The organism is Kribbella sp. C-35, assembly GCF_046549195.1.
Lineage (GTDB): Bacteria > Actinomycetota > Actinomycetes > Propionibacteriales > Kribbellaceae > Kribbella.
The window spans coordinates 2392134-2411928 of record NZ_JAJPWG010000001.1 but is presented as its reverse complement, the minus strand read 5'-3'; the positions used below and the strand labels follow the sequence as shown (position 1 = coordinate 2411928).

At 68.6% G+C, this 19795-nt stretch carries 19 protein-coding genes and 1 riboswitch; of the genes, 7 read left to right on the top strand and 12 right to left on the bottom strand.

Annotation, left to right across the window (positions count from 1 at the left end; translation table 11 throughout):
• The first annotated feature begins 39 nt into the window (after positions 1 to 39).
• Positions 40 to 1017 carry a zinc-binding alcohol dehydrogenase family protein gene (locus ACLJOO_RS12225; protein ID WP_410787003.1) on the top strand — a complete coding sequence of 326 codons (978 nt, stop codon included), beginning with the start codon at positions 40 to 42 and terminating at the stop codon, positions 1015 to 1017.
• 33 nt (positions 1018 to 1050) lie between these two features.
• Here ACLJOO_RS12225 and ACLJOO_RS12220 read toward each other — a convergent pair whose 3' ends face one another.
• From ACLJOO_RS12220 to ACLJOO_RS12200, 5 genes are read right to left on the bottom strand one after another with little or no spacing between them, the layout of a single operon-like run.
• Complete coding sequence (locus ACLJOO_RS12220) at positions 1051 to 2388, bottom strand: LLM class flavin-dependent oxidoreductase (protein ID WP_410787002.1); 1338 nt, start codon at positions 2386 to 2388, stop codon at positions 1051 to 1053.
• Positions 2385 to 3095 carry an ABC transporter ATP-binding protein gene (locus ACLJOO_RS12215; RefSeq protein ID WP_410787001.1) on the bottom strand — a complete coding sequence of 237 codons (711 nt, stop codon included), beginning with the start codon at positions 3093 to 3095 and terminating at the stop codon, positions 2385 to 2387. Before ACLJOO_RS12215 ends, ACLJOO_RS12220 begins: the two co-directional genes overlap by 4 nt.
• Positions 3071 to 3907: an ABC transporter permease gene (locus tag ACLJOO_RS12210; RefSeq protein WP_410787000.1), complete on the bottom strand. Its 837-nt coding sequence runs from the start codon at positions 3905 to 3907 to the stop codon at positions 3071 to 3073. The genes ACLJOO_RS12215 and ACLJOO_RS12210 overlap by 25 nt, the downstream gene beginning before the upstream one ends.
• Positions 3904 to 4947 (bottom strand): ABC transporter substrate-binding protein, encoded by a 1044-nt coding sequence (locus ACLJOO_RS12205; RefSeq protein ID WP_410786999.1) that lies wholly within the window; start codon positions 4945 to 4947, stop codon positions 3904 to 3906. The genes ACLJOO_RS12210 and ACLJOO_RS12205 overlap by 4 nt, the downstream gene beginning before the upstream one ends.
• Positions 4940 to 5482, bottom strand: coding sequence for a flavin reductase family protein (locus ACLJOO_RS12200; protein WP_410786998.1), 543 nt, complete (start codon positions 5480 to 5482; stop codon positions 4940 to 4942). Before ACLJOO_RS12200 ends, ACLJOO_RS12205 begins: the two co-directional genes overlap by 8 nt.
• Before the next feature lie 315 nt (positions 5483 to 5797).
• On the opposite strand from ACLJOO_RS12200, the gene ACLJOO_RS12195 reads away from it, so the two are divergent.
• The gene (locus ACLJOO_RS12195) at positions 5798 to 6289 is read left to right on the top strand and encodes an RNA polymerase sigma factor (RefSeq protein WP_410786997.1); all 492 of its coding nucleotides are present in this window, start codon (positions 5798 to 5800) and stop codon (positions 6287 to 6289) included.
• Entirely contained in the window at positions 6282 to 6848 is a 567-nt protein-coding gene (locus ACLJOO_RS12190; RefSeq protein ID WP_410786996.1) for a methylated-DNA--[protein]-cysteine S-methyltransferase, read from the top strand. The genes ACLJOO_RS12195 and ACLJOO_RS12190 overlap by 8 nt, the downstream gene beginning before the upstream one ends.
• A gap of 90 nt (positions 6849 to 6938) precedes the next feature.
• On the opposite strand, the gene ACLJOO_RS12185 is transcribed toward ACLJOO_RS12190, so the two are convergent.
• Positions 6939 to 7622, bottom strand: a complete 684-nt coding sequence (locus ACLJOO_RS12185) for a class I SAM-dependent methyltransferase (RefSeq protein WP_410786995.1) — start codon at positions 7620 to 7622, stop codon at positions 6939 to 6941.
• A gap of 109 nt (positions 7623 to 7731) precedes the next feature.
• On the opposite strand from ACLJOO_RS12185, the gene ACLJOO_RS12180 reads away from it, so the two are divergent.
• On the top strand, positions 7732 to 8436 hold the full coding sequence (locus ACLJOO_RS12180) for a flavodoxin family protein (RefSeq protein WP_410786994.1): 705 nt from the start codon (positions 7732 to 7734) through the stop codon (positions 8434 to 8436).
• Here ACLJOO_RS12180 and ACLJOO_RS12175 read toward each other — a convergent pair.
• From ACLJOO_RS12175 to ACLJOO_RS12155, 5 genes are all read right to left on the bottom strand, one after another.
• Positions 8433 to 9758 carry a purine-cytosine permease family protein gene (locus ACLJOO_RS12175; RefSeq protein WP_410786993.1) on the bottom strand — a complete coding sequence of 442 codons (1326 nt, stop codon included), beginning with the start codon at positions 9756 to 9758 and terminating at the stop codon, positions 8433 to 8435. The two genes, ACLJOO_RS12180 and ACLJOO_RS12175, sit on opposite strands and share 4 nt — an antisense overlap.
• Positions 9754 to 9871: riboswitch (TPP riboswitch) on the bottom strand. It overlaps the preceding gene by 5 nt.
• Before the next feature lie 18 nt (positions 9872 to 9889).
• Complete coding sequence (locus tag ACLJOO_RS12170; RefSeq protein WP_410786992.1) at positions 9890 to 10549, bottom strand: alpha/beta fold hydrolase; 660 nt, start codon at positions 10547 to 10549, stop codon at positions 9890 to 9892.
• Entirely contained in the window at positions 10546 to 11352 is an 807-nt protein-coding gene (locus ACLJOO_RS12165; RefSeq protein ID WP_410786991.1) for a hypothetical protein, read from the bottom strand. Before ACLJOO_RS12165 ends, ACLJOO_RS12170 begins: the two co-directional genes overlap by 4 nt.
• A 30-nt stretch (positions 11353 to 11382) precedes the next feature.
• Entirely contained in the window at positions 11383 to 12246 is an 864-nt protein-coding gene (locus ACLJOO_RS12160) for a DUF3152 domain-containing protein (protein WP_410786990.1), read from the bottom strand.
• A 48-nt stretch (positions 12247 to 12294) separates the two neighbouring features.
• Complete coding sequence (locus ACLJOO_RS12155; protein ID WP_410786989.1) at positions 12295 to 13488, bottom strand: ATP-binding protein; 1194 nt, start codon at positions 13486 to 13488, stop codon at positions 12295 to 12297.
• A gap of 148 nt (positions 13489 to 13636) precedes the next feature.
• Here ACLJOO_RS12155 and ACLJOO_RS12150 point away from each other — a divergent pair, with 148 nt between their 5' ends.
• Positions 13637 to 14650 carry a GTP pyrophosphokinase family protein gene (locus ACLJOO_RS12150; RefSeq protein WP_410786988.1) on the top strand — a complete coding sequence of 338 codons (1014 nt, stop codon included), beginning with the start codon at positions 13637 to 13639 and terminating at the stop codon, positions 14648 to 14650.
• On the opposite strand, the gene ACLJOO_RS12145 is transcribed toward ACLJOO_RS12150, so the two are convergent.
• Positions 14637 to 16046: an MFS transporter gene (locus ACLJOO_RS12145; protein WP_410786987.1), complete on the bottom strand. Its 1410-nt coding sequence runs from the start codon at positions 16044 to 16046 to the stop codon at positions 14637 to 14639. The genes ACLJOO_RS12150 and ACLJOO_RS12145 overlap by 14 nt on opposite strands.
• A 164-nt stretch (positions 16047 to 16210) precedes the next feature.
• Here ACLJOO_RS12145 and ACLJOO_RS12140 point away from each other — a divergent pair, with 164 nt between their 5' ends.
• A complete protein-coding gene (locus tag ACLJOO_RS12140; protein WP_410786986.1) occupies positions 16211 to 17971 on the top strand; it encodes an ABC transporter transmembrane domain-containing protein in 1761 nt (586 codons plus the stop codon).
• Positions 17968 to 19746: an ABC transporter ATP-binding protein gene (locus ACLJOO_RS12135; RefSeq protein WP_410786985.1), complete on the top strand. Its 1779-nt coding sequence runs from the start codon at positions 17968 to 17970 to the stop codon at positions 19744 to 19746. The genes ACLJOO_RS12140 and ACLJOO_RS12135 overlap by 4 nt, the downstream gene beginning before the upstream one ends.
• Positions 19747 to 19795: the final 49 nt, after the last annotated feature.

Below are 19795 nucleotides of genomic sequence, written 5' to 3'. Positions count from 1 at the left end.
GGAAGAAACTCTTTCACACGGTCAGGCAGGATTGCCGACATGGACATGCGGGCGATCGTGCTGGACGGGCCGGTGGAGCCGGAGGAGCTTCGGGTACGGCGGGTCGCGGTGCCGGAGCCGCCGGCCGGGTGGGTGCGGATCAAGGTGGAGGCGTTCGGCCTGAACCGGTCGGAGTATCACCTCCGCGCGGGCCTCGCGACGAACGCGCGGTTCCCGGTGATCCCCGGGATCGAGGCGGCCGGGACGATCGACCTGGCGCCGGGCGGTGAGTTCGCGCCGGGGCAGCAGGTGGTGGCGATGATGGGCGGGATGGGCCGCGAGTACGACGGCGGGTACGCCGAGTACACCGTCGTACCGGCGGCGTCGGTGATCCCGGTGACGACCGACCTGGACTGGGCGACGCTCGGCGCGCTGCCGGAGATGCTGCAGACGGCGCACGGCTCGCTCCACACCGGTCTCGGGATCGAGCCGGGGCAGGCACTGCTGGTCCGCGGCGGTACGTCGTCGGTCGGCGTCGCGGCCGCAGTACTGGCGAAGGAACACGGGCTGACCGTGTTCTCGACCACGCGGAATCCCCAACGAATGCAGGTGTTGCGCGAACTCGGTGTCGATCACCCGATCGTTGACGACGGCAACGTTGCGGAGAAGGTCCGGGAAATCCGGCCGGACGGGGTGAACGCGGCGCTCGAACTCGTCGGCACGAATGTGCTGCCGGACACGTTGAAGGCGACCGCAGTGCACGGGACGGTGTGTTTCACCGGAATGCTCAGCGACAGCTGGACGATTCCGGACTTCTACCCGATCGGATACCTCCCGAACGGTGTCCGGCTGACGGCGTACGGCGGCGAGAGCTCGGATCTGCCCGCGGACGCGTTCCAGCGGTACGTCGACCTGGTCGCGGCCGGCAAGCTCCCGATCCGGATCGACCGTGTCTTCACGATGGACGAGATCGGCGAGGCGCACCGCATCATGCAGGACGGCAAGGCGGTCGGGAAGCTCGTCGTACGCGTGAGTTGAGGGTCCCGCCACCTGACGGGACCCTCAACGACCTCAGGCAGTCGCCTCCTGCAGCTGAGGAGTCCGTCCGGCGGGCCGGGCCAGACCGTAGTGCTCGCGCAGCGTCGTGCCGGTGTACTCGGTCCGGAACAGGCCGCGGGCCTGCAGGATCGGGATCACCTCGTCCACGAACGTCCTGAGGCCGGACGGGAGCACCGGCGGCATCACGTTGAAGCCGTCGGCCGCACCGGCCTCGAACCAGTGCTGGATCGCGTCCGCGACCTGCTCCGGCGTACCGGTGAACGTACGGTGCCCGCGCCCGCCGCCGAGCCGGCCGATCAGCTCGCGAACGGTCAGGTTCTCGCGCCGGGCGAGCGTCACGATCAGCGTGTACCGGCTCTTCGCGCCCTCGATCTCGTCCTCGTCGGGGAGATCCGCGGGGAGCTGCTGGTCGAACGGCAGGTCCTCGGGGTCGACTCGCAGCGTCTTCGCCAGCTGCAACCGTGCGTACTCCGGCCGGATCAGCTCGTCCAGCTGCCGCTCCAAGCGCTGAGCCTCCTCGACCGTGGAGCCGATCACCGGCACGATCCCCGGGAGGATCTTGATCGTCTCCGGATCCCGGCCGAGCGCCGCCGTACGCGCCTTCAGGTCCCGGTAGAAGTCCTGCGCGTCCTCCAGCGTCTGCTGCGCGGTGAAGACCGCCTCGGCGTACCGCGCCGCCAAGCCCTTGCCGTCCTCGGACGACCCGGCCTGGACGATCAGCGGATGCCCCTGCGGCGACCGCGGCAGGTTCAGCGGCCCGCGGACCTGGAAATGCCGCCCGACGTGGTCGATCGGCTGCACCCGCTCCTGCACCGCCCAGACGCCTTCGGCCTTGTCCGCGATCGCGGCATCGTCCTGCCACGAGTCCCAGAGCTTGTACGCGACCTCGAGGAACTCCGCCGCGCGGTCGTACCGCTCCGCGTGCGCCGGCTGATCGGTGAGATTGAAGTTGCGCGCCGCCTCCGGACCCGCGGTGGTCACCACGTTCCAGCCTGCGCGCCCACCGCTCACGTGGTCCACGCTGGCGAACCGCCGCGCCAGGTTGAACGGATCGTTGTACGTCGTGGACGCCGTGGCGATCAGCCCGATCCGCGACGTGGCGGCCGCGATCGCGGTGAGCAACACGGTCGGCTCCAGCGAACCGGCCGGACGCCGCCCGACGTTGCCGAACAGCACCGGCGAGTCCGCGAAGAAGATCGAGTCGAACTTGCCGCGCTCGGCCAACTGCGCCAGGGCCTGGTAGTGCGCCACCGAGGTGTTCGCGAACGGATCGCTCTCCGGCAGCCGCCAGGACGCCTCGTGGTGCCCGGTGCTCATCAGGAACGCGTTCAGGTGCAACTGCCTACTCATACCGAAACTCCCAAGGCGTCGAGAAGCCGCGAACGGACCGCGGCGAATCCTGGATCGGCCGCACTCCGCGGCGCCGGCAACGTGATGGTCTCCTCGGCGACGATCCGGCCGGCGTCGAGCACGATCACCCGGTCGGCCAGCACGATCGCCTCGTCGACGTCGTGCGTCACCAGTAGTACGGCGGGTTGGTGCGCGGCGCACAACTTCCGCAGCAACACGTGCATCTTCAACCGGGTCAGCGCGTCCAGCGCACCGAACGGCTCGTCGGCGAGCAACAGCTCCGGCTCCCGCACCAGCGACCGCGCCAACGCGACCCGCTGCTGCTCACCACCGGACAACTCGTTCGGCCAGGCCTTCTCCCGGCCGGCCAGCCCGACCTCTTCGAGGCTCTGCCGCCCGCGCTCGTCCGCGCCGCCCAGACCGAGCACGACGTTCTCGAGAACTCTTGCCCACGGCAACAACCGCGAGTCCTGGAAGACGACCGAGACGTTCTCCGGTACGGCGAGCTCACCGGATCCGTCGACGTCGTGATCCAGACCGGCCAGGGCGCGCAACAACGTGCTCTTACCGGATCCGCTCTTGCCCAGCAGGGCGACGAACTCACCCGGTTCGATGTCTAGGTCCACTCCGTCCAGGACGGCGCGTTCGTCGTACCGGCGTACCAGGTCGCGGACCTGGACGGTTACGAGGCCAACGTTCGTCGCCATGACAAGGCCTTCCTCTGGATCAGGCGGACGACCGCGTCGGACAGCAGGCCGAGGATGCCGTAGACGACCAGGCCGACGATGATGATGTCGGTCTGCCCGTACGTGCGGGCCAGTTCCATCATGTAGCCGATGCCGCTGGTGGAGTTGATCTGCTCGACGACGACCAGCGACAGCCACGCGCCGGTGACCGCGAACCGCAGCCCGAGCAGGAAGCCGGGCAGTGCGCCCGGCAGGACCACGCGCCGGATGAACTCCCACTGCGACAACCCGACGGTCTGCGCGAGTTCGACGTACCGGCTGTCGATGGTGCGCAGGCCGTTGTGGGTGTGGATGTAGATCGGCACGAACACCCCGAGCAGGATGGTGACGATCTTCATCGACTCGCCGATGCCGAGCCAGAGGATCAGCAACGGCAGCAGCGCCAGCGACGGGATCGCGCGCTTGATCTGGATCGGCCCGTCGAGGACCGCTTCACCGAGCCGGGACAGGCCGGAGATCAGCGCGAGGACCACGCCCAGCACGATGCCGAGCGCGAGTCCGATCAGTGCTCGCTGCGCGGACGTCCACAGGTTCGACTGGAGACGGCCGTCCGCGATCAGGTCGCCGGCCGTGGTCACCACGGTCCACGGCGCGGACAGTACTCGTTGGTCGATCCAACCGGTGGCGGATCCGATGCTCCAGATCACCAGCAGCAGGACCGGCCCGATCGCGGCGCCGAACTTGATCGGCTTCCCGGGTCCGAGACGCCGGCGCCGTACGACGGGGGTCGAAGCCGTGCGCGGCCGCAGTCCGGGCAGCGTGGTCGCACTCATTTGGCGCCTCCCTTGATCGCGTCCGCGGCGACGGTCTGGAACCGCAGGTCGTACAGGTCCTTGGCCTGGATGACCTTGTTGCCGGTCTCCTTGGCGAGCAGCTCGATGGTTTCCTGCTGCCGCTGGATCGCGTCGCTCCAGTCCGCCGGGATGTCCGGGTGACCGGCGTTGTCGACCAGCCACTGCCCGTCGGCGGCGCTCAGGCCCTGGTCCTTGACGTAGTACCCCTGGATCCATTCCTTGGGGTGCTTGTCGATCCACTCCTGGGCGACGCCCCAGGCAGCGACATACGCGCGGATGGCCGCGGCCTTCGCCGGGTCCTCGAGGGACTCGACCGGGCCGTACAGGTGGCCGGCGTCGTCGCGCAGGCCGTGGTCGATCGTGCTGGCGCCGTCCTTGCCGTACTTGGTCAGGTAGCGCTTGATCTGTACGCCGCCGATCGGGGCGACGTCGACCTGCTTGCCGGCCAGCGCCTGCGTGTACACGTCACCGGTGCTGGGGATCTCGATCAGCTTGACGTCCTCCTTGGTGAGGCCCGCCTTCTTCAGCACCTTCAGGATCAGCGCGCCCTGCGCCTGCCCCGGGCTGTAGGCGATCTTCTTGCCGCGCAGGTCGCCGAGCGTCTTCACCGACACCCCGGGCGCGATGCCGAGCTTGTAGATCGGGTGGCCGATCGGGTCCTGGCGGAACTTGGAGGCGACGATCTTGACGTGCAGGCCGGTCCAGGTTGCGTGGATCGACGGGATCTCGGCGACCGAACCGAGGTCGAGAGCGTGCGCCCGGAACGCCTCGGTGGTCTGCGGACCGCCGCTCAGGTTGGCGAACTGGACGTACTTCGAGACTGTGTCGTACTGGCCCGACAGCTTCAGCGCGACCTCGGTGGCGGGATCGCCGACGACGATCTTGGCGCCGTCGGGGACCGTGGTCGGGAGCGGGGCGTCGAGCGACAGTTTCGCGGCGTCGTCGGCGGCTGCGTTACTGCCGCAGCCGGTGACGAGCGCGAGCAGGGCGAGGGCGGAGAAGAGGCGTTTTCTAGACATGGTGTGCTTTCGCGTAGCGGCCGTCGTGGTAGAGCAGCGGCTCGTGCTCACGACGTTCGGTATGGGTGGCGAGGCGGGCGACGACCAGGTAGTGGTCGCCGACGGCGAAACGGTGCGCGATCTGCGCGCGCAGGAAGCTCGGGGCGTCGTCGAGCGCGGGCTCGCCGGTGGCCAGCCGCGACCAGCGGGTCGGTTCGGCGAACCGGTCGATGCCGCTGGTGGCGAACCGGCCGGCGATCGCGTGCTGGTCGGCGGACAGGAAGTTGATCACCACGCTGCTCGCCGTACTCACGGTCGGCCAACTGGAGGCGCTGGTCGCGATCGCGAACGAGACCAGCGGCGGCAGCAGGCTGATCGAGACCAGCGAGGTCGCGGTGAAGCCGACGGGGCCGTGCCCGGAGTCCGCGGTGATCACCACGACGCCGGCGGCGTGGCGACGGAACACGGATTTGTAGACGTCGGCGTCCACGATCCGTTCCTCGGAGCGGTCAGGGACTACGGCCAGGGCAGGACGATTCAGGGCAGGTAAAGACATGTCTCTCCCTCGGACGGGGCAGGGACCACAGGTGATGTGTGAGAGGCGTGATCAGACAGGCCTCATGCAGGCAGCAGCGAGAGCAGGGTTCCCAGATGCCCTCTAACAGGTGGCGCTCGCCGTCCGCAGCAGATCGATGACGCGACGGCGGGTGAGGAGTGTCGTCGTCATGTCAGCTATCTTCACATCAATGTCTACCTAGAAACTAGACAATCTCGCCATCCGGGACGGGTGTCCGAAACCGACCAGCCGGTGGGACGACACGCCGTCGGCTTGCCCTCACACGTTCGGCGGTCGGTGCGTTCTACTGACGTGATGGTTCGGGAGAAGGTCGGGTTGCCGCCGTTCCAGGCATTGATCGACGCACACTGGCGGGACGTCGCCAGGTTGGCGTGGGCGATGGCCGGGCAGGACGGCGACGACGTCGCGCAGCGCGCCTGGGAGAAGGCGTATGCGGCGTACCCGGAGCTGACCTCGGCGAAGAACCTGCGCAGCTGGCTCCTCACCATCACCGCCCGGTGCGCGACCGACGTCCACCGGGCGCGGAAACCGCAGCGCCCGCTGGACGAGGCGCCGCCGGTCGCGGTCGACGGGCCGGAGGCCGCGGCCTGGCCGGACCCCGACCTGTGGCGGGCGGTCAACGAACTCCCGGAGCGGCAACGCCTCGCGATCACGCTCAAGTACGTCGGCGACCTGGACCACCACGGCGTGGCCGCCGCTCTGGACACCACGCCCGCCGCGTCGCGCCGGCTCGTCAGCGACGCGCTGGCGACCCTGCGCACGAAACTCGGAGTACACGATGACTGATCTCGAGAGCCGGCTGACCCGGCTCACCACCCCCGACCCGAAACCACCCCTCTTCCCGGACGCCGACGTTGCCTACACACTGCACGACACCCCGATCGGGACTTTGCTGCTCGCGGTGGCCGGCGGCCGCGTCGTCGCCAGCTCGTTCGGCGACGAGGAGACGATGACCAACCGGCTCGCCCAGGCCGTGTCCCCGCGGGTACTACGGCAGCCTCGGCCGCTGGACGACGTACGACGGCAGCTCGACGAGTACCTGTCCGGTGACCGCCGGGCCTTCGACGTCGAGGTGGACCTGGTGCTCGCGACGCCGTTCCAGCGGCTCGTGCTGAACGACCTGCCGGCGCACACGAGCTACGGCGCGACGACGACGTACGGAACCGTTGCCGCCGACATCGACAAGCCCAAGGCGGCCCGCGCGGTCGGTACGGCGCTGGGCGCGAACCCGGTCTGCGTCGTCCTGCCGTGCCACCGGGTGGTCGGCGCGAACGGGGCGCTCACCGGGTACGCCGGGGGGCTCGACGCAAAACGATTCTTGCTGAATCTCGAAGCAAAAAGCTGAGTTTTCCGGAATTGCCGGGAATGGATTTACACTCGGTGAAATAAGGAGCAGATCCCCAATGTGGAGTGGGGATCTGCTCCTGTTGACATGTCAGGAAGTTGCCGGCTGGTGGATCTCCAGGATCAGCCGGCGGCGACCGCCCCAGTCGCGTTTGTAGACCTTGTAGTCGTCGATTCCGGCGGCCGCGCAGAGCCGGCCGTAGCTGATCTCGTCGTGGATGAAGTGCACGCTGCTGCGGTCGTCGTCGTGCTCGGTGGTGACGATCCGGTGCTCCGGGCCCTGCCGCATCCCGTTGGCGATCTCGGCCGCGGTCGCCGGTCCCCAGACCGGGCCCTCGATGATCGCGATCCCGCCCGGCTTCAGCACCCGGGAGATCTCGCAGATCGTGGAGATCTGCTCGTCCTCGGCGAACAGCTCGTGGAACGCCGTCCACAGGCAGATCACCGCGTCGAACGAGTCCCATTTGTACGGCAGATCGGTCATCGAGCCGATCGCCCAGTCGATCGCGAGCTCTTCCTCGGCAGCCCGGGCGCGGCCGGCCTCGAGCAGGTTCGGCGAGATGTCCAGCCCACGCACCACCTTGCCGGCGCGACGCAGCGGCAGCGCGATCCGCCCGTACCCGCAGCACAGGTCGAGCACCGACTCCCGCCCCTCGAGCAGCTCCTCGACCGCCTTGACGATCAACGCGTCCCGCTCAGGCGAAGTACGCGCGGCCAACCCATCGGCCCCGAGTTCCGCATATTCGGCCCGACTACGCAGTGCGGAGTTCAGCATGACCGCAAGTATCACGGGGATCACGGGTCAGTTCCAGTCACGGTTCGGAAAGCGAGCGGTAATCGCCGTACTCTCGCGCCGCCGCCGCGTGCCTACGCACACTGCAAACATGACGACGTACGACGACCTGCGAGCGCTTTTCATCAACTGCACGCTGAAACGGTCACCGGAGCGCAGCAATACCGAGGGCCTGGTGGACGTGAGCCGGAAGATCCTGGAGAAACAAGGTGTACGGGTCGACGTGATCCGCGCCGTGGACCACGACATCGCGACCGGTGTCTGGCCCGACATGACCGAGCACGGCTGGGTGACGGACGCCTGGCCCGCGATCCAGCAGCAGGTGATGGCCGCCGACATCCTGGTGATCGCCGGCCCGATCTGGCTGGGCGACAACAGCTCGGTCACCAAGCAGGTGATCGAACGCTTGTACGGCAGCTCGTCGATCCTCAACGAACACGGGCAGTACGCGTACTACGGGCGCGTCGGCGGCTGCCTGATCACCGGGAACGAGGACGGCGTGAAGCACTGCGCGATGAACGTCCTCTACTCGCTGCAGCACCTCGGGTACACGGTCCCGCCGCAGGCGGACGCCGGCTGGATCGGTGAGGCCGGCCCCGGTCCGTCGTACCTCGACGTCGGATCCGGCGGTCCGGAGAACGACTTCACGAACCGGAACACCACGTTCATGACCTGGAACCTGTTGCACCTGGCAAGGATTCTGAAGGACGCCGGCGGGATCCCTGCCCACGGCAACCAGCGCTCCGAGTGGGACGCCGGCTGCCGCTTCGACTTCGAGAACCCCGAGTACCGCTAGGCGGCGGGCCTGCGGCCGATGCGGCCGAGTAGCACGGCGGCCAGCATCGAGACGATGATCGAGGTGTACGTCGCGCCGAGCCAGCCCGGCACCGGCTGGTGGTTGAAGAGGGCCTGCTGGATCTTGGCCCAGAAGGGGGACCAGGCGGAGACGGTGCCGGGGTTCACCAACTGGTAGGCGACGAAGCCGATCAGCCAGGCGGCGGTCGGTTGCCAGCGGAACTTCGCCGTATCGGAGACGTCCCACTTCATCTTGCTGACCACGAAGAAGTCCGCGATCGCGACCGCGAACAGCGGGATGAAGACCGAGCCGATCAGGTACAGGAACTGGGTGTAGTTGCCCAGGTCGACGAACAGGGCGATACCGGTGGCGAGTACGCCGATCGCGACCGAGATCCACCGCCGGTCGATGTGGCCGATCAGGTTGTGCGCGGCCATCGTGGTCGAGTAGACGTTCGCGTACGCCTCGTCGACCTCGTCCACCAGCAGCACGAGCAGCGCGATCGCACCGGCAGGCAGTGTGACCAGTGCGGTGATCACGTCCTCGCTGTTGGTCTGCAGCGTCGCCACAGCGACGACACCGAGCGCGTAGTACGCGATCGCGGCCAGACCGTAGCCGAGTGCGGAACCACTGAACGCGGCCTTGTTGGTCCGCGAGTGCCGCGTGTAGTCCGCGGCCAGCGGCGCGAAGGACACGACGCCGGCAGCGGCCAGGTCGACGGCCGGCCAGAAGCCGAACACGCTGTCCTGCGGCAACGCGTGCACCGGCTTGCTGAGCACCTGCACGAACAGGTACACCGACGCGAGCAGCACCAGCCAGACCATGAACTTCCGCAGGATCTTCACGCTGCCGAGCGGACGGACCGCCATCGCGGTCGCGATGATTCCGGCGAGTACGACGAACAGCCAGCGCCACCGCTCGCTCGTGACCGCGACCGCGGCCTGTGAGATCACGATGATCTCCATCGTCGCCCAGCCGACGTTCTGCGCGATGTTCAGCACGGTCGGCGCGATCGAGCCGCGGCGGCCGAACAGACCGCGCAGGCTCGCCATCGCGGGCGCACCGGTCTGCGACCCGAAGACGGCCGCGCCGCCGAGCACGAGGGCACCGATGCCGCAGCCGACGACCACAGCGAGCAGCCCCTGCCAGAGCGAGCCCGTGTACGCCGCCACGAGCGCACCGGTCACCGGGCCGAACAGGGAGATGCCGAAGTTGCCCCAGAGCGTGAACTGGTCGAAGAACCCGAGCGTGCGCGGCGCATCGGTGGTGAGGACGAGCGGCGCCTCGGTGGTGCCGGCAGGACGAACAGCTGTATCGGTCATGAGTGACCCCAATCCCTACGCCGGCATTACCCGGTCAGGTTCAGGCGGTCGGCGACCCAGCTGTCGCCCTCTCAGCCCGCGCATCCTCGGTGCGAGCTCCCGCATAGGTTTGTGTTCCTGAGTTTAACTCGTCAGCTACTTTCCGGAAGAGTGACTGCTCGTTCTATGAGAGCGGCCAGCTCCGGGCCGTTCGTGACGACCGGCATGTGGGCCCCGGAGTCCAGCGTGCGGGCCTCGCCGTGGCTGAGTTCGGCGAGCCGTTCGACCCATTCCGCCGTACACAAGAGGTCATGCCGGCCGCGGACGAGGATCACCGGCGCTTGGACGTGGGGCATGACTGCAGCCAGGTCGTGGTGCCTCGACGCTTCGCTGGCGCGGGCGATCGACGGCAGCGTCGTACGGGCGTATTGCGGACTGATCCGGACCAGCTTCGGCGCGTCCGGGATCGCGGAGCCGACGAGCCGGACCGCGCGGTCGACCCAACTCGACAGCCGGACGTCGCCGGTCGGCGCGGCGAGCACGAGCGCGTGGGCCAGCTCGGGGTAGCGGATCGCCAGCTCGACGACGATCTGACAGCTCGCCGAGTGGCCGACCAGCACAGACCGCTCGCGGATCTTCCCGGCCAGCGCTACCGCGAGGGCACGAGGGTGCAGGTCCTCACGGGAGCCCGCCGGTTCGCCGTACCCGGGCAGGGTGACCACGTGGTACGGCGAGACGAGGTGCTCGACCGTCCGCGCGTACGACTCCGGGCCGAGGCCCAGGCCGGGCACGAGGACGACAGGTGCGTTCACTCCCAGGGAGCCTTCGCCGGGGCGCCTTTGACGACCGGGTTCGCTACGTCGGGCTTGAGCTCGCGGTACCCGAGGAAGAGCCCGACGGCGAGGACGAGCAGGCCGAAACCACCCCAGCCGTACGCCGTGGGCAGCCGGTGGACCGTGCCGTCGCTGGCACCTAGACCTGTGGACAGCACCATGATCAGCCAGACCAGGATCGGGACGATGGAGACCGCGACCAGGAGCAGACCGGCCAGCTCGGACGGGTCGGGCCGGCGACCGGCCTTGTAGCGGGCCAGTACGTCGCGGACCCACATCACCAGCGCGGCTGTGCCGACTACCACGAGCAACAGCTGGCCGACCGCGTCGAGTACGTCCGTGCGGAGCGGGTGGTTCAGCGGCGAGCCTGGCGCCTGTGAGATCTCCCGGAGCGCGACGCGCTGCACAGAGACGACCAGCAGCCCGTAGATCGCGGCGATGAACGCGGCCAGGCCTACAACCCGAGCGGCGCGTGGGTCACGCGAGTGCTCCTCGCGGCCGTACGTCGGGAGCTCATGTGGCTCAGGGCTCGCTGGGGCGCCGTACGGTGCGCCAGGGCGATAGGCCGGGGGCTGGTGGTACGCCGGGTTGCCCTGCGCCGGGGGCTGCGTTCCGTAGGGCTGGGGCTGCGCATACGGGAACTGATCGGGCTGAGGCGCGTGGCCGGCGCCGTACGTGCCGCCGCCGTACGGCGTGGGTGGCGCGTAGTGCTGATCCTCGCCAGGCCCCTGCTGCTCGGGCTGATCGTCCCTGCCGTACGTCGGGAAGTCCTGTGACGACATCGCTTACTCCCTCCCGTCGTACCCAGTTTCTCAGGTCGCCTTGACCGTCGGCCAGGCGTTCGGCAGGCAGCCGGCCAGACCCTTGGTCTGCTGCATCATCACCGGCGCGGGGGTCTTCGGAGTGGTGCAGGTCGAGTGCCCGTGGCCGAGCGCGTGCCCGACCTCGTGGTTGACCAGGTAGCTGCGGTACAGGTCGACCTTCCCGTTGTACGCCGGGATCCCGTAGAGCCACCGCTTCGCGTTGAGCACCACGCGGTCCTCGACCCGGCAGGAGACCTCACCGCCGGTGTCGAGCGGCAGACAGAGCTTGTCGGTCAGGGTCGGCGTGGCCAGGATGATCCGGAGGTCGGCGTCGACACGGTCCGTCCGCTCGAAACTCACCGGGTGCACCGCCTGCCAGCCGCGCGGGTCCGTCAGGGTCTTGTGGATGGCTGCCGCGACCGCGGCGCCGTTCACCGACACCCCTTGCTCGATCTCCACGCGGTACGTCATCTTGCCGCGCACACCGGTCGCCTTGTTGGACCCAGGCACCACGCCGAGCTTCCCGGTCGACACCAGAACGTTCGGCTTCGCACCCTTCGGCTTGCGCGTCAGGGTCGGTGCCGGTCGCAACGGAGTGGTGAACTTCTGCGTCGGCGTGGCAATCGGAACCGGCGTCACCGAGGGCGTGACCGACGTCACCGGCTCCTCCTTGGCGACATCGTTGACCCCCGCAACCGCCTGCGCCGCCAAACTGTTCCGGTGCGCGACATCCGGATGCGCCACCACCACAGTCCCCAGCACCGCCAACGCAGTCACCACAAGCCACTGCCCCTTGTACGACTTCCGCCGACTATGCCGCCCACCCCGCCGCCCAGACGTGTGTCCGCGCTGGCCGCTCCGCCGGGTGGTCATAACCCGTGACCCTACCGATACCTGCGACCGCACGAAAGCCCGGTTTCGTTAAGCCGTGCGAGTGCGCAGGAATTTTCCGAAGTGGGGGACGGTGAAGGCGACTGTGCCGCGTTCGGCGGAGAAGACCAAGCCCTTCTTGATCAGGCCGTCGCGGGCGGGGGAGAGGGACTGGGGTTTGCGGTTGAGGGTGTTGGCTACCTCGGCGGTGGGGACGGAGCCGTCGTCTACGCCGATGCCTAGTTCGGCCATGGCGCGCATGTACTCGCGCTCCGCGGGGGTGGCGCGTTCGTAGCGGGAGCCGAAGAAGCCGACGGTCAGTTCGGCGGACGCCTCGGGGCCTGCGACGGCGACGTCCTTGATGGTGATGGGTGAGGTCGGCGCGTGGTCCCAGGTCGAGTGGGCGAAGGCCTGGACGAAGTACGGGTACCCGTCCGTCTGCGCGTACAGCTCGTCCAGCGCCTCCTCGTCGTACTGCACGCCTTCGCTCTCCGCCGGCACCATCAGCGCCCGGTCGCATGCCTCCCGCGCCAGGCGGTCCACGCGGATGTAGCGGAACAGTCGCTCGGAGTACGACTTGCTGGCCGACAGTACGGCGGGCAGATGCGGCAGGCCCGCGCCGACGACGACCAGCGGCGCGCTCTGCTGCGAGATCTCGTGACAAGCCGCGCACAGTGCGGACAGGTCATCCGCACTGATGTCCTGCATCTCGTCGATGAACAGCCCGACCCCGACGGTCAGATCACCCGCCAGGTCCGCGGCGTCGGCGAACAGCTCGATCAGGTCCATCTCCAGGTCACCGGAGTCGGCCCGGCCCTTCGCGGCGGCCACGTCCACCGGCGGATGCCAGCGGATCCCCTTCCGGTCGTTCGCCGCCGTACGCAACGCGAAGGCCTTCAGTACGGCGCTGAACTGGTCGACCTTCTCGTCGTCGCGGTGCCGGTGTCCCAGCTCCCGCATCGCGGTGTGCAGCGCCTGCGCGATCGGCAACCGGATGCTCTGGTCGGGTCGCGCCTCGATCTTCCCGGTGCCCCACGCCCGCTTGATCGCCTGCGAACGCAGTGTGTTGAGCAGCACCGTCTTACCGACGCCCCGGAGTCCGCTGAGCACCAGGCTCCGCTCCGGCCTGCCTGCCGCGACCCGTTCGAGGACCACCTCGAACTGCCGCACCTCGGTGTCGCGTCCGGCCAGCTCAGGCGGCCGCTGACCGGCGCCGGGCGCATAGGGATTCCGGATCGGATCCATGCTTTCACTGTATGAGGCCGTCTAGCGTTTTCCGTAGATTGACCGATCAACGACGAGAGCGTGTCGCGACAGGTCTCTACGACTCTCTAGTGAAATCACTAGAAACCGATAGACACCACGAGCGACCTCATGCCCTAGGGTTCCGCCCATGGTGGAGTGGGTTCCGCAGGCTGGTGCGTTGTACGAGCGGGTGCATCAGCAGTACGTCGGCGGCGCGCGCAAGCTCGAGGCGCTGATCAACGAGCTGATCGGCGAAGAGGAAGGCATCAACTACCTGACCGCCACGGCGCGGGCCAAGGACCCCGAGTCGTTCCTCGCGAAGGCGTCGAAGCCGCATCCCGACGACCCCACGCGACCGAAGTACGACGATCCGCTGAACCAGATCACCGACCTGGTCGCGGCCCGCGTCATCACGTTCCTGGTCGAGGCGGTGGACCGGGTCTGTGAGGTGATCGAGGAAGAGTTCGAGATCGTCGAGCACACCGACATGGGCGCTCACACCCGGGCGCAGGGCGTCTTCGGGTACGCCAGCAAGCACTACCTGGTCCGGCTGAACGATCACCGCCGCGAGCTGCCGGAGTACGCCGTACTGAAGAACCTGGTGATGGAGATCCAGGTCCGGACGGCGGTCCAGCACGCGTGGGCCGAGTTCGAGCACGACATCCGGTACAAGCTGGACATCCCGCCGGACCGCAAGCCCGAGTTCGACCGGCGGTTCCTGCTGGCCGCGGCGTTGATGGAGCTCGCCGACAACGAGTTCACCGAGATCGACCGGCTGTACCGCGAGCTGGCCGCGACGGCATCGGACAAGGCCCCGCTGGACCTCACGACGGCCACGCTGACGACGTACCTGACCCGCCGCTACCCGGACGCGCCGCACGCGAAGACCACGCACTACGCCTGGATCCTGGGCATCCTGCACCGCCTCGGCGTCACCACAGAGGAGCAGCTCACCGAACTCCTCACAGGAATCGACAGCGAAGCAGTACAGGCAGCCATGACGCACCGGGCCCCAGCGGGCACGGTACGACGCCTGGACGACGACCTGCTCGCCGCCAAGGGCCCTGCCTACCTAGAACTGTTCCCCGACGAGGAGCGCCGCCAAAAGATCCTCCGCGGCCGCCTGAAAGCCCTGGTCCGCGCCGAGATCATCCAACCCTGACGAGGTCCTCCGCGGTACGACGGGCCCACCGGGACGTGGTGATCAGGCCCAGCGCCAGTACCAATACTCCGCAGCCCGCGATGATGTACCAGCACAGCTGAGCCGCGTCGACGAAGCCGGTCTCGAACGAGCCGACCAGCCGCGCAGTAAGGACAGTGCCGGCGACGGCGACGCCCAGTGAGGCGCCGACTTGGCGGCTGGTGGAGGCGATGGCTGCTGCGACGCCTGCCTGGGCTCGGGGCATGCCGGAGACTGCTGCATTAGTAATAGGTGCGTTCAGCATGCCGAAGCCGAGTCCGAAGACCAGGTAGGCCGCCAGCAAATGCACAGTGCCAGTAGTAGCGGTCAGGAACGACAGCAGCAGCCCGGACACGGTCAGCATGGCGCCGGCCACCACTAGTGGCACCCGTGGACCTCTGTGGCCGACCAGCCAACCGGACACCGGCGCGAACACCACGGTCATCGCAGCCATCGGCAGCGTGAGCAGACCGGCATGCAGCGCAGTGAAACCACGCACCGACTGCAGGTAGAGCGAGTTGAGGAACAGGAACGCCGACAGCGCCGAGAACCCGCACACCGCGATCAGCGTGGCACCGGAGAACGGCGCGCTCCGGAAGAACCGTGGCTCCAGCAGCGGCTGCTCCCGACGACGTTCGTAGTACACGAGCGTCACCAGCGCCACCACGCACACGGTGAAGCACCCGATGATCAGCGGCGACCCCCACCCGGCGGACCGGCCCTCGATGATCCCGTACGTCAGACCGCCCAGCAGCAGTACGACGAGCACCTGCCCGACCGGATCCATCCGCCGCGGCACGGCGGCCCGCGACTCGGGCACGAAGAAGGCAGTCATCAGTACGGCGGCCACCGCCACCGGCACATTGATCCAGAAGATGAACCGCCAGCCGGCCGCGTCCACGAGGGACCCGCCGACGACCGGACCGACCGCCATGCTCAGCCCGACCACACCGCCCCACACACCGATCGCCTGCGCACGCTCGCGCGGGTCCGTGAAGGTGTTGGTGATGATCGACATCGCCACCGGGTTCAGCATCGATCCGCCGACGGCCTGCAGCACCCGGAACGCGATCAGCAGGTCGACGCTCGACGCGACCCCGCACAGCAACGACCCGATCCCGAAGAGCACCAGCCCGACCTGGAACGTCCGCCGTCGCCCGACCCGGTCCGCGGTCGACCCGGAGACCATCAGCAGACTGGCCAGCACCAGCGTGTAGGCGTCGATCGTCCACTGCAGCTTCGCGACCGAGGCCCCGAACTCGGACCGGATCGCCGGCAGCGCCAGGTTCACGATCGTCGAGTCGAGCCCGACGATGAACAGACTGGAGCAACAGATCCCCAGCACCAGCAGCCGCCGCCCCCGCGTCAGCTCCTCCACCCGGCTCCCTCCGTCCGTTGAAGACTTTACTACCCGGTCTGGAAACGGTTCCCGGGTGTCCGGGAAAACGGTTTGACGGACTGTCGGCGGGGACGCCTAGGCTTGATCTATTCGCCTGGTCAGGTGCCTTCTTTCCACCCTTCTATGCCTCCTTGTGAGACGTCATGTCTTTGCGCCTTGTCCCGTTCGCCGATCCGGGTGTGCCCGACACCCGTTCCGGCCTCCGACTCATCCTCTGGCTGGAGCACCAGCAACTCCGTGGGCAGGCCCTCGCGGTGTTCTGGGGCCTCGTGTATTTCGGCGGCATCGCAGCCGCCCCGGTCGCCGTCGGTCTCGCTGTTCAGGCAGCGATCGACCTGTCCTGGCCCAAGCTGATGCTGGCCGGTGCCCTCCTGCTCGCGTTCGGCGCGGCCAAGGCCGGCGCCGACTCGTACTTCCACAAGGCCGTGGTGACCAACTGGATCAGTACGGCGTCCCGCCTGCAGCAGCTGCTGTTCCGCAAGGCCGCGGAGCTGGGCTCGCTGCTGACCCGCCGGATCGCCGCCGGTGAGGTGGTCGCCGTGAGCAGCGGCGACGTCGAGAAGATCGGCTGGTTCGTCGAGGTCCTCGGCCGGTTCGTGGCCGCGCTGCTGACCTGCTTCGCGGTCGTGATCGGCCTGTTGTTCTACGAACCGCAGCTCGGTCTGGTGGTCGCTGTCGCCGTACCTGTGCTCGCGTTCTCGATCGTCCCGCTGATGGGTCCCGCGGAGCGCCGCGCGGACGAGCAGCGGGCCAAGGGCGGCCGGGCGACCGAGCTGGCCGCCGACACCGTTGCCGGTCTGCGCGTGCTGCGCGGTATCGGCGGTGAGCAGCTGTTCCTGGAGCGGTACCGGGACGCCTCACAGGAGTACCGGAGCAGTGCGGTCCGCAGTGCCCGGATGTGGTCGCTGATCGCGGCCCTGCAGGTGCTGCTGTTCGGGCTGTTCCTGGTGCTCGTCGTGTGGATGGGGGTGCGGCTGGTGACGTCCGGCCATATCTCGGTCGGCGAGCTGGTCACGACGTACGGCTTCATCACGTTCATGCTGGTGCCGCTGCACACGTTCGAGGAGACCGCGAGCGCGTTCATCTTCTCGAAGGTGTCGGCGCGCCGGGCCGCGCGCGTGCTGTCGTTGCAGCGGACCGACGAGACCAAGGGGACCGCTGCGGCCCAGCTGCCGGAGGGCGACGTGCTCGACCCGGTCACCGGGCTGCATGTCCCGGCCGGAAGCTTCACCGCGGTCGTCTGCGGCAACCCCGACGAAGGCGGTCTGCTGGCCGACCGGCTGGGTGGCCACAGCCCGTCAGCTACCGACGAGGCGTCCGTGCTGCTCGACGGCGTTGCACTGGACGACATCCCGCTCGAGTCGGCACGCACCGTCGTACTCGTGCAGGACAAGGACCCGGTGCTGTTGTCGGGGACGGTGCGCGAGCTGTTCGACGTACCGGCCAGTGGTGCGGTCTCACCCGAGACGGCGCTGGACGCGGCGCAGTGCGAGGACATCCTCGACGTACTGCGGCAGACGCTGCCTGCCGGTGAGTCCGACGCGATGAACGCGGTGCTGACCGAGCGCGGCAGGTCCCTGTCCGGTGGCCAGCGACAGCGAGTGGCGCTGGCGCGCTCGCTGTACGTCGACCCGCAGGTGCTGGTGCTCGACGAGCCGACCAGTGCGGTCGACGCGCACACCGAGGCGCGGATCGCGGACGGTCTGCAGTTGCTGCGCGCGGGCCGGACCACGGTGGTGTTCACGTCCAGCCCGCTGATGCTGGACCGCGCGGAGCGGGTCGTGTTCGTGCCGGAGGGCCGCGTCGACGCGGTCGGCACGCACCACGAGCTGCTGCACACCAACGCGCGGTACCGCGCCGTTGTGACCCGTGAAGAAGAACCGACGTTCGAGGAGTTCGCGTGAAGCGCCCGCAGTACGACCCGGCAGCGCCGCAAGAGGTAGTGCGGCTCCCGGTGGCAAGTGGCGCAACCGTCCGTGCCTACATCAAGGAGCTGTTCCGCCGGCACCGGCGCCAGTTCCTGTGGCTGACGCTGGTGAACACGGTGGCAGCGCTGAGCGGCATGATCGGTCCGTGGCTGCTCGGCAACGTGGTGCAGAAGCTGTCCGAGGGCCACACCGACGTGGACCTGCCGTACGTCGTGATCGGCTTCGTCATCGCGCTCGCGGTGCAGACCGTGTTCGTGCGGCTGACCCGCCTGCGTGGGGCGGTGCTCGGTGAGGAGATGCTCGCGGATCTCCGTGAGGACTTCCTGGTCCGTGCGGTCGGGCTGCCCCCGGGCGTGCTCGAGCGCGCCGGGACGGGTGACCTGCTGTCCCGGATCACCACGGACATCGACCGGCTGTCGCACGCGATGCGGGACGCCGTACCGCAGCTGACGATCGCGATCATCTGGGCGTCGCTGCTGATCGGCGCGCTGATCGTGACCGCACCGGCGCTGGCCGTGGCCGTGGTGATCGCGGCGCCGATCCTGATCATCGGCGGCCGGTGGTACTTCCGCCGCGCGCCAGCCGGGTACCGGTCGGAAGCGGCCGGGTACGCCGCGGTCGCCTCGGCGCTGGCCGAGACGGTCGACGCCGGCCGGACCGTCGAGTCGCACCGGCTCGGTGGTCGCCGGATCGCCCTGGGCGACACCCGGATCGGTCAGTGGGTCGCCTGGGAGCGGTACACGCTGTACCTGCGGATGGTCCTGTTCCCGGTGATCAACATGACCCACACGGTCGCGTTGGCCGCCGTACTGGTCATCGGTGGCGGTTTCGCGATCCAGGGCTGGCTGACGGTCGGTGCGCTGACCACAGGTGCGCTGTACATCCAGATGCTCGTCGAGCCGGTCAACATGATGATCCGCTGGTACGACGAGTTGCAGGTGGCACAGGTGTCGTTGGCGCGGCTGGTCGGCGTCCGTGAGGTGGAGACCGCCGCGACGGCGAGCGAGGACGAGCCGGACGGGCGGACGGTGCTCGCAGACGAGGTGCGGTTCGGGTACCTGGAGGGTCGCGACGTACTGCACGGTGTCACGTTGACGGTCGAGCCGGGTGCCCGCGTGGCGCTCGTCGGGCCGTCTGGTGCCGGCAAGTCGACGCTGGGCCGTTTGCTGGCCGGCATCTACTCGCCACGCGTCGGTGACATCACCTTGGGTGGTGCGGCGCTGGACCGGATGTCTGCCGAGCAGGTGCGTAGTCACGTTGCCCTGGTCAACCAAGAGCACCACGTGTTCGTGGGCAGCGTGCGGGACAACCTGCGGCTGGCCAAGCAGGACGCGTCCGACGCGGACCTGTGGGCGGCGCTGCGGTCGGTGGACGCCGACGGCTGGGTGGCAGGGTTCGACGACGGACTGGACACCGAGGTGGGCTCCGGTGGGGTCTCACTGACGCCTGCCCAGGCGCAGCAGGTCGCGCTGGCGCGTCTGGTCCTTGCTGACCCGCACACGCTGGTCCTGGACGAGGCGACGTCGTTGATGGACCCGCGTGCGGCCCGGCACCTGGAGCGGTCGCTGGCGACCGTGCTGGAGGGCCGGACCGTGGTGGCGATCGCGCACCGGTTGCACACCGCGCACGACGCGGACGTCATCGCGGTCGTAGAGGACGGCAGGATCGTCGAGCTGGGCGGCCACGACGAACTGGTCGACGCCCAGGGCGCGTACGCCGCGCTCTGGCACTCCTGGCACGGCGACCGATGACGGGTGGGGGTGTCCGACGAAGCACCGTCGGGCACCCCCTGGTCGTGTG